Origin of the sequence: Streptomyces sp. NPDC004610 (genome assembly GCF_040609715.1) — a bacterium.
In the GTDB taxonomy this organism is placed as follows: domain Bacteria; phylum Actinomycetota; class Actinomycetes; order Streptomycetales; family Streptomycetaceae; genus Streptomyces.
This window is the reverse complement of the sequence record NZ_JBEXLA010000061.1, coordinates 24,810-35,239: the sequence shown is the minus strand read 5'-3', so window position 1 is coordinate 35,239 and position 10,430 is coordinate 24,810. Positions and strand designations below refer to the sequence as shown.

Here is a 10,430-nt window from a genome sequence, read left to right as displayed (position 1 = left end):
GAACGCCTCACCAGGGCACTCGACATCAACGCCGAGTTCCTCGGCTCCGGCCTCAAGAACACCCTCAACGACATCACCACCAAACTCGGCCTGGGGGCGGTCTTCGGCGCCTCCCAGATCAACCAGCTGCCCACGGACACCCCGATGTCGTCCGGGAACACCACCGGCGGCACCAATGGCGCGCCGGGGACGAACGGCACCGGCACCACGGGCGGTGCGCCCGGCACGGGCGGGCGTCCGCCGGTCACCTCCTCGCCGAACCTCGACCTGGACCCGTTCTCGTCGCCGACCATCACTCCCAACCCGCTGCCGTCGACCTCGGTGACGATGCCCACGGTGCCGTCCTTCCCGGTGCCCTCGCTGGGGACGGACCAGCCGACCGCGCCCGAGGCGGGGCCGCGTCCGCCGCTCACCCTGTCGACGTCCACCGATGTCAACTCACCGGTGACCACGGGTGGTTCGACGCCGGACAATCCGCCGATCGTACGGTCGGGCAACGATGTCCCGGGGTCACGGGGCGACAACCCGGGCGGGACGGACAGCCCGAACAGGCAGCAGGACGCGCCCGAGCGGCAGCAAGGCGCTCCGGAGCGGCAGCAGGATGTCCCCGACAGGCCGCAGGGGGTTGGCGAGCGGCCGGGTGAGGTGGGGCGCCCGGGAGAGTCGGGGTGGCCCGAGCGGAACGGCCGGCCGGACGACAGCCCGACGGTCATCCCCTCGCCGTTGTCTCCCACGGGCTCCACGACGTCCGATCCCTTCACGACGTCCGATCCCTCCACGCTCTTCGACCCCTTCACCACGTCTGATTCCTCCTCCCTTACCTCGGACCCGTCCAACTCCTCCGACCCCTCGCGCCCCTCCGCCGCCCCGGACCCCTCCGTCACGTCCGGCGGCGACGAGCGCTCCGCGGATCCCCAGCAGCGGGCCGTTCCGCCGCCGATGGCGCCGGTACCGCCGATGGCCGCCAACCCCACCACCGGCGACCCCGGGACCGCGCCCCGGCAGACCACGGACCCCTCCCGTCCCGGCGCCGACCCCTCTCGTCCCGGCGCGAACCCCTCCCGGGTGAACGGCGACGCGCCCCGCCCCGGCGACATCCGTTCCACGGACCCCCGCGCCGCCGAGCCCCGCGCCACCGACCCCGGGGACCGCACCACCGCCACCCCGACGCCTTCCCCCACCAGCACCAGCGAAGAGCTTTTCCGGTTGCTGTCCCCCACCACGGACCCGGACCCGAGCACCACCGGAAGGGACAGCGACCCGACCGGTTCCCCGGACTCCCTGGACTCTCTGGACTTCAGGGACTCCCTGGATTCCTCGGATTCCCTGGACTCCTTGGATTCCCTGGACTTCCTGAACTCCCTGGACGACCTCCCCGGCGCTCCCGGCCGCGTCCTCACCACCTCCGAGGATCTCCCGGAGTCCTCCGGCACGAGGGACCCTTTGTCCCCCGGCACCCGGGACGACCTCCCCGCGTCCCCCGACGCCCCCGCCCGCGATGTCATCAGCCGGTTCGACCCGACGGGCGGCACCGACGGCCGTATCGACCCGACGGGCGGCACCGACAGCCGCGTCGACCCGACCGGCGGCACCGACAGCCGTATCGACCCGACGGGCGGCACCGACAGCCGCGTCGACCCGACCGGCGGCACCGACAGCCGCACCCCCACCTCCACTCCCACCTCCACTCCCACCTCCACTCCCACCTCCACCCCCGACCCGGAGTCCGGTCCGCTCCTGCCCGGTGAGGAGGCGACGACCCTCCCGCCGCCCCTCACCCGTACGCCCACCGCTCTCGACACCAACGGTGTGCGGGAGGTCGTGGAGCGTGCCGGGGCCGCCGCCGTCCGGGAGGACGACGCGGCCCGGCAGAGGAGCGGCATCCCGCGTCCCCCGGTGCCCGACGACGGGCCCCCCCGGAACCCCTTCACCGTCATCAACTGCGTCATCCTGCTGCGTCAGTTGGCCCTCCACCTCTACCCCGGCAACAACCTCGACCTGTTCCAGGACACCGACCGGATCACCGGCGGCACCGGCCTGCGGCGGCCGAGGACCACCACGGACGACATCGACATCGGCACCTCCCGGGCCGACCGGGCCTTCGCCGCCGACCAGGACTGGACCACGATCAGCTCCTGGGAGGACATCAACACCGCCCTGCGGGACGCGCCCCCCGGCTCCTCCGCGCTGATCTTCAGCCAGCGTCTGAGCCAGGACGGCCACGCTTTCGCCGCCTACCGCAGCACCGAGGGCGTCGAGTGGATCGACATGCAGGCCGAGGGCGAGCCCGGCGTGGGAGCGGACGCCCGGCCCGGCGGTCTCCCCGCCCTCACGCGGGCCGTCATCGTGGGCCCCGACGGTGTGCTCCGGCCCGGCGTGCTCCAGGGCGAGGATCTGCGGGCCGTCGACGCCCTCACCGACGCACCCACCTCCACGGCCTACGCGGGCATCGCCGCCCGGGTCGACTCCGTGTTCCCGGTCCAGGCGTCCCGGAACATGAGGGCCGGCACGGAACTGGCCGTCCACAGCTCCGGGGTGAGGATCGTCGCCGCCGAGCGTGAACTGTTCCGCGGTATCGACGACCGCCTGTACACGTCCCGCGCGGGGGCGCTTCGGCACACCGGGCGGGAGTCCGAGCCCGAGACCCGTACCGTCCTCGAACTGGTCACCCCCACCGTCGCCGTGCTGGACGGCGAGAACAGGCCGAACGAGGGGCGATCACAGCACGTCCTGTGGAACACCGAGCGCCAGCTGAACGCGGCCAACAACGACACGGGCGCTCCGACCTCGCTGAGGAAGCTCCTCGCCACCGACCCGGGCTGGAGGACGAAGTGGCCCGCCGCCGACGTCCTGCCTGCGGCGGCGGGGACCGGTCTGGGCGCCTCCGGCCGGTTCACCGTCGGAGTCCCGGCAGCGGGCCTCGCCGATATGTTCGAGCTGACGCGAAGCCATCTGCCGGACCACGGGGACCAGGCCCTCGCCCTCGACGCGGGCAGGTCGTTCGCCGACGAGGTCGCCCGGCACTTCGCCTACAACTCGACCGGCCTGGAAGTGCCACCGGCTCAGCTCCCGTTCCTGAACGATCTGCCGAACCTCGCCGAAGTGCGGGGCTACGCGTGGCTCGTCTTCAGCCAGGCCATGGCCCTCCCGCTCAGTGAGAACATCGAGCAGCGCCCGGAAGGGCACTGGCTCCCGGTCGCGATGCAGACCTCCTTCGCCGATCTGCACGCCGCGCTGAGCGACCGGACCCGGGGGTTCTTGCGGCAGTTCGAGCCCGAGATCATCAACGCCTTCCAGAACCATGGGCGGTCTCTCCTGCGCACGTTGGCCGAGCGTGCCGGCCGTCCCGAGAGCACGGTCGTCGTGGATCCGCTCGACATCAGTTGGCGCCGCGGGGCCTCCACCAGGGACTACGTGGAGACGGCGCTGTTCGGCGTCAGTCACTCCGGCCTGGTCGTCAGTCAGCGCGACATGATCGGGACGACGGGCCGGCCGGCGCTGGACCGCCACAACGGCATCGGCCTGGCCCTGCTGGAACTGCGCGAGTACCGGCCCGATCCCGATGCCCGGATGCTCGGGCGGGGCTGGGACCCCCGGCATCTGACGGAGTCGTCGTTCCGGCGCGCGTTCGAGCAGATCGCCGAGACGGCCAGGGCCGGATACGACCGGGCGACGCGGGACGCCGCCGGGCAGGCAGACCCGGCCGCCCGGCCGACTCTGTCCGTGGCCTCGGCCGTGCGGGCGCTCGACAACCCCGCCGTCGCCAGTATCGGCACGGTCCTGGAGCGGATCGACGGTCTGACGGTGGAGGGCCGCCGCACCCTCCGCCCGCTGCTCACCCCCGAGGACCGGATCAGGATCGGCCGGGAGTCGGTGTCCCTGGCCGAGGGCGGGTCGAGCCTGGAGGTGGGGACCTGGCTCCTGGGCCTCCACAACGACCTCGAAGCGGCGCTCGGCGTGATGCGTGCCGACACCGATCGGTCCGACCAGCGGCTGCCCGAGCGGTTCCAGCGGGCGCTGGACGCGGTGGAGGACACGCTCCGGACCATCCCGCCACCCCCGTTCCCGGCCATGCCCACACCTCTCCTCTCACCCCCGTCCTCACTCTCACCCTCGCCTTCACCCTTGGCCACGCCCGCGTTCTCGGAAGAGGGGTCCACGGCGGGCCCTCTCTCCAGCGGTTCAGAGCCGTCCCTGCCCCGGAACGAAGTGGGCGACGCGGTGGGCGATGTCTTCGAGGACGTCGGCTCGATATCGGTGTCCGGCCGGGACGGCACCTCGCGCCCCGTCCTCGACGACGCCGAACGGGAAGCGATGCGGGTGGCCACCCACCGTTTCGTCGAGGGTGGGCGGCCCGACGAACTGCTGGGCCAGCTCGTCACCCTGACGAAGAGGCTGGAACTCGCGCTCTACGAGGCCGATTTGGAAGCGGCCTTCGGTGAAGGCCGCTACACCCCCGACAACGAGCTGGAGTCCGACAGCGCTCCGGGGACACCGGCGAGCGGACCGGAGGCCATGTCCTGGGGCGTGCCGGAGTCGCCGGACCCGCGCGCCGGTACCCCCGCGACCCTCGCCTCGAATCTTCTCTTCAACAACCATGTCGCCGTCGTCGAGACACTTCAGACCGTGTTGACGGCGGCCCAGACCGTCCAGGAGGCCCACGCGGCACGGGCCCCCGAGCCCGAGCCCGGGACCGGGTCCGAGACCGAGGAGGCCCCTCCCGAGCGGGACCTGTCCACCTGGCCCGATGACCCCCGGCTGCGCCACCACGCCCGTCAGCTGGGCCTGGACCTTGATGAGATGGCGGCCCTCGCCCAGCGGCCGGAGAACGCCGAGCGGCCCTTCGAATCGGTGATCCATCGGGAGGTGATGGCCCGGCGGAACCGGCTCTTCCACTCCGACCGGCGGCTCCCGGGCCTGCTGGACCGGGCCTGGCTCCTGTCCCAGGTGGAGAACGCGCCCCACGGATGGGTGTACGACCCGCCGAACTACGAAGACCTTGCGAACGCCGACGCGGTCGTGAGCACGTTGCAGTTCCACGCGGCCTCCCCCGAAGCGGATCTCCCGGAGGTCGACACCCTCATCTCGATGATCGATCCGGCGGCCGGTATGTCCGCGCTCCGGCTGGGCGAGGGCCCGGACGCCGTGGCCGAGGTGACCGCGCGGCTGCTCGTCGCCGGTGACGGGGCACGCGCCCTCGTCGTCGCCGACCGGAGCGGTTACAACGACCGCGCCTGGTTCGCCGAGAACGACCGGGGCGACATCCGGTGGACCGAGGGTCCGCACGACGACATGCGCCCGGCGGTGCAGCCGGAGGGGATCGGCTGGTTCCGCTCGCTGGAGGTCACTATCAGCGGCGCCCTGATCGAGCCCTGGTCGGCCGCGGACAACCTGTGGTTCAGCGATCTGTCGGTGGGCGCCCCCCCGGCCGAGTTCCTCGCCACCGCCCTCGGCCCCGACTTCACCGGCGAGAGCGGCGGTCCGAGCCGGGCGGCCGACGACGAGGGCCTGGACTACGCGAGCGACGACGACCCCGGCAGCGGCGCCGGAGACCCCGGCCGGGACGAGCGCCGGGACCCGGGCGCGGGCTCCGGCTCCGGTTCGGGACCCGGTTCCGGCTCCGGCCGCGGCGCGGGCTCCGACCCCCGCCCGGACCCGGCTTCACGCCCCGCCCCGGACCCGGACGCCGGTACCACCCCGGACACCCACCCGGACACGGCCCCCGACGAGGCCGTCAACCGGGGTCTGTTCCAGGACGACGACCTGGTGGACGAGGCGTTCGACGGCCTCGCGGCCCTCCCTGAGATGTCCGACCTCGCGAACCTCGCGGACCGCTGGGAGTCCGACGAGGACGGCGAGATACGGCTCGGGCATGTGTCGGAATGGCCCGCGACGGTCGTGGAACCGGCGGACTCCACGTCGTCGGGCGAGTCCATCGAGATCGGGTACCTGCCCCCCGGCAGGGCGGACGGATCGTCGGAGGGATCGCCGGACGGATCGCCGGAGGGGTCGCTGAACGGCCGCCCGCCCGTGCACCCCGAGATCGGCGACCGGATCCGGGAACTCGTCGACCGGGCCGACGGTCTCGGCGTACGCGACGGAGTGCGGATCCGCTCCTTCCTCCCCGACGCCGAAACGGCCCTGCTGGTCCAGGACCTGGCCGACCTCCAGGCCGGTCAGGACCGTTACTCCGAGATCCAGTCCCGGCTCCTCACCCTGCGCGACACCGCAGTCCACATCCTGTTCGACCTGCCGCCCCACGCGCTGGTCGGAGACCGGACATCGGCCCTGCTCACCCTCCAGGCCGTGGACGACGCGTCCGCCGCGGTGGCCCGGCACACACCGGAGGCCACCCCGGCCACGGCGGACGCGACCGACGCGACGGACACCCCCGACCCCGACCTCGACCCCTCCACCGCCCTCAGCTCCCCCGAACTGCTCCGTATCGTCCGCGCCCTGGACCTGGACCTGGGCGCCACCCGGGACGCCGCCGGGCGGCCGGAGAACGCCGGGCGGATCTTCGAGGAGGTCGTCCGGGACGCGGTGGACACCCGGATCGCCCAGCTGAGCGCCTACGACGCCCGGCTGCCGGAGCTGTTGCAGCGCGCCGCGTTCCTCGCCGGGGTGTACGACACCGGCACCTCGGTGTGGGACCGGGCCGCCATACCCGAGGAGATCCTCTCCCACGCCGAGATCGCCCTCAGCGTCCTGCGTGATCTCGCGGAGGGCAACTGGCCGGAGCACGACGTCCCGACGGCCGACGACTTCGACGCCCGGATCGCCCCCGAGGGGATCGCCCGGCTGGGCGCGGTGCGCGCGGTCCGCGTCTCGGACGGCCCGGAGGACTCCGCCGCGCTGACCGTGCGGCTGCTCGACGCGGGGGACGGGGCGCGGGCCCTGGTCGTCCCCGGCCGGGACGGCTACGACGGCCGGTCCTGGCTCGCCGTGAACGAGCGCGGCACCGTCCGCTGGACCCCGGACAGGGACGGGGACCCCGGCCGACCGGAGGGACCCTTCCGCTCACTGGAGGTCGACCAGTTCGGCGAGTTGCTGGACGCGCCGGACGCCCTGGTCCAGGTCGGCGGCGAGGCATGGCAGTTCCCGGGGCTGGCCCGGGACGCCACCGTCTCCGACTTCCTCACCGCGGCCCTCGGCACCGACTACACCTCGGCGCCGCCCCGCACCACGTCCACGGACACCCCGGCCCGCACCCCCGAGGCCGCCCCCGCCACCCCGCCGCCCGGGAACACCTCCGGGGACGACGCGGACGTCAGCGATATCGAAAGCCTGTACGAGACCTGGGACGAGTACGACAGCCGCAACGTCATCCTCACCGACACCGGCGGCCCCACCCCCGCCCCGATCGACCCCACCACGACCACCGACACCACGGAAGCCGCCCCCGACACCCACGCGACCCCCGAACCCGACCCCACCCCCGAGCCGGACCGGACACCGACCCCCGAGCCGGACCGGACACCGACCCCCGAGCCCGACCCCACCCCCGAGCCGGACCGGACGCCGACCCCCGAGCCCGAGCCCACCCCCGAACCGGACCGGACACCCACCCCCGAGCCCGAGCCCGGCCCCACCCCCACCCCCGAACCCGCCCCGGCGCCCACCCCGGACCGCGTCCCGTCCCCCAACCCCGACGACGACTGGAACGCCTCCGACGAGGACGGCATCCCCCTCGCCCCGATCCGCCGTTCCGACGACGGCATGTCCATCGAGGAAGTGCCCCGGGAAACCCCGCCCGAGGACCCCGCCCCGCTGCCCGCCCCGGACGACGACGAGTCGCTCTCCTCCGACCAGGACTCCGACTCCGACGCAGACCCGGGCCCGCTGCCGCCCCCGCCGCCGCCTCCGGCCCCCGGCCCGCACGCCCTCGGCGACCCCGTCGCCGTCCCCGCCGCGGCCCGCAGCATCAGCATTCCGCGCGCCGGGCTGCCGCACCTGCCCGCCGTGCTGGCGCAGGTGCGGGCGCTGCTGACCGAGGCCGGGGTGACCGTCTCCGAGGACACCCTCGGCGCGCTGCCGCAGCGGCTGCTGAGCAACTACCGCTATCTCGTGCCGCGCGACCCCGCGCGCGCCGACGGCGGTCTGATGGTGCCGCTGGGGCCCGGCGCCGAACTGCTGGTCACGCTGAACCCGGTGGACCCCCGCGAGACCCCCGACCCGGAGGCGTCGTTCGACCGGGCGACGGTCGTGGACACCGTGGCACTGCCCGCCTATCGGCTCGCCGGCCAGTGGAAGGCGCCCTCGCTGGCGACGATCCCCGAGCAGGGGTCCGCGCCGCGCGGGCCGGACTCACCGCCGAATGTCGCGCCCCTGGTCCCCGAGCGGCCCCCGCGGCGGGACAAGTTCAAGGGCGGCGAGGGCATCAACGGTGTGTTCCACATCGGCGCCAACAGCGTCAGCCACAGCGGCCCGACCGGCGCGCTGCGCGGCAATCTCTCCTTCGCGGCCGGGATCGGGGTCGGTGTCGGTCCGCTGAACGCGGTCCGGGTCGGGGCCGGGATCTCCGGCACGGCCAACGCCTCCAGCCGCTCCACCAACCAGATCGGGGACGCCGAGGCCGGTCATGTCGAGGACACCCGGGCCGACTCCCGGCTGGTCTCCTTCGGCGCGGACTGGTCGCTGCGGCTGCGGACCGACCCCGACCAGCGCTGGAGCGGGGTCACCCCGGTCGACGTGGACACCGACGGCTCCCCGGACCGGCTCCAGCTGTGGGTGCCCGAGCACTATCTCGGCCGGGCGCCCGGCCAGATCCGGGCCACCGGCGACATCCTGGACACCCGGCTGCCGTCGTACTACTACGCCTCCGGGCTCACCGGGCTGCCGCCGCTGTTCGACTCGCTGGTCGGGGCGCTGAAGCAGCAGGGGGTCACCCTGAAGATCGGCAGCGCCGGACGCAATGAGCTGCTCCAGAAGCTGTGGAACCTCGACGCCCGGCTCGACAAGGCCGTCAACGACGGCGGCTATGTCTTCAGCGTCACCGACGACCGGGGCCGCACCACCGCCGTGATCCGGCTGCACGCCGTGCGGCAAGGGGGGGACACCCGGGTCGGCGCCACCTCCAAGTTCGCGCATGTGGAGAACGTCCGGACCGCGATCGACGGGACCGGCGGCAGCCACACCGTCTCGCACTCCAGCACGCTCACCCTCGCCAGCGTCACCGCCGACCTGGTGCCGCTGCCCTTCACCCAGCCGCTGCTGCACGCCTTCGCCGGTGCCTCGCTCGGTCTGTCCTGGTCGAACTCGGACACGGTCAGCTCCAGCCGGGCCGGGCTGTGGGTGGACGTGCCCCGCTACACCGGCCCCACCAGCGGCCATGACATGGCGTTCCTGCTCACCGCGGATGTCATGGTCCCCGGCAAGCCGCTCGTCACGACCGACGCCGAGGTCAGCCAGGGCCTGGTCCGGGTGCCCCAGCACGCGGCGCTGGAGGCCGGGCTCCAGGTCGACGCCACCGCCGTGAAGAACCCGGACGACATCTGGATCAACCCGGCCGGTACCGGCTCGGTCGGGACCGTCGAGTACGCGCCCGGTCTGCTGCTCACCGACGACGCCTTCGACCCGACCTCGCCGCACGCCCAGCTGCCCCCGCATGTCGCGGACGGCAAGGGCATCGGCATGGGCCTGGTCGACGTCGAGGAGACCACCGTCCGCCAGCTGCGCGACCGTATCTTCCAGGAGCTGGGCCAGTACGGCTTCGTGTTCGCGCCGCCGGACCGCGCCGACGGGGGACGGCCCCTGCCCAGCACCCCCTGGTACGGCAACAGCAACACCCTGGAACGGCAGATCCTCAACTCCGACATCGTCAACAAGTACCTCTCGCTCCAGGGCCTGGAGTCGTACTACGACCAGATCCGGCAGACCGGGCTGGTGTTCACCCTCACCAAGCCGCAGGGGGTCTTCGGGATCAACCTGGACATCGACGCGGTGAAGATCACCATCCGCGCCGAGCGCGCCAACGGCCCCACCAACTACCTGGGCAGCACCGACGACTACCACGCCGTCAATCTGGCCATGGGCATGGGCTCCGCCGGGCAGAGCAGCAGCGGCGCCACCCGGGCCTCGCTCGGGGTGAGCCTCAGTTTCGGTATCCGGCAACTGCTCGGCGGCGGGTTCGGCGCCCAGGCGTTCCTCCAGTCCGGGGCGGGCCAGGGCGCCTCCCATCTGCACAACCGGCCCGAACTCCTGGAGTACCCCGGCGTCCTGCACAAGCACCAGCTGCTCGACGACTACACGGTCACCATGGAGTTCCAGCACTCCGGACTCCAGGGCGAGGTCCGGCCCGGCACCCGCGACCCCGAGCCGATCCGGATGTACCAGCAGCCCTCGGTGGCCTACATCCCGCCGCTCGGCGACACCGGCGACCCCGGCAAGGGCAACGGCCGCCCGGTCCCGGCGGACGTTCTCGACCAGGC

The 10,430-nt window shown here is 73.3% G+C and carries 2 protein-coding genes (1 of these 2 only partly in view); one reads left to right on the top strand and one right to left on the bottom strand.

The features are described from left to right. On the bottom strand, positions 1 to 335 hold a 335-nt coding region (locus ABZX40_RS39575), incomplete at its 3' end, for a hypothetical protein (protein ID WP_355750254.1). Between ABZX40_RS39575 and ABZX40_RS39570 the strand changes: the two genes are divergently transcribed. After that, positions 328 to 10,430 carry the 5' end (the start) of a toxin glutamine deamidase domain-containing protein gene (locus ABZX40_RS39570; protein ID WP_355750293.1) on the top strand. The gene runs 17,863 nt beyond the window's last position, so the window shows 10,103 of its 27,966 coding nt (coding positions 1-10,103); its start codon is at positions 328 to 330; the stop codon falls past the right edge of the window. The two genes, ABZX40_RS39575 and ABZX40_RS39570, sit on opposite strands and share 8 nt — an antisense overlap.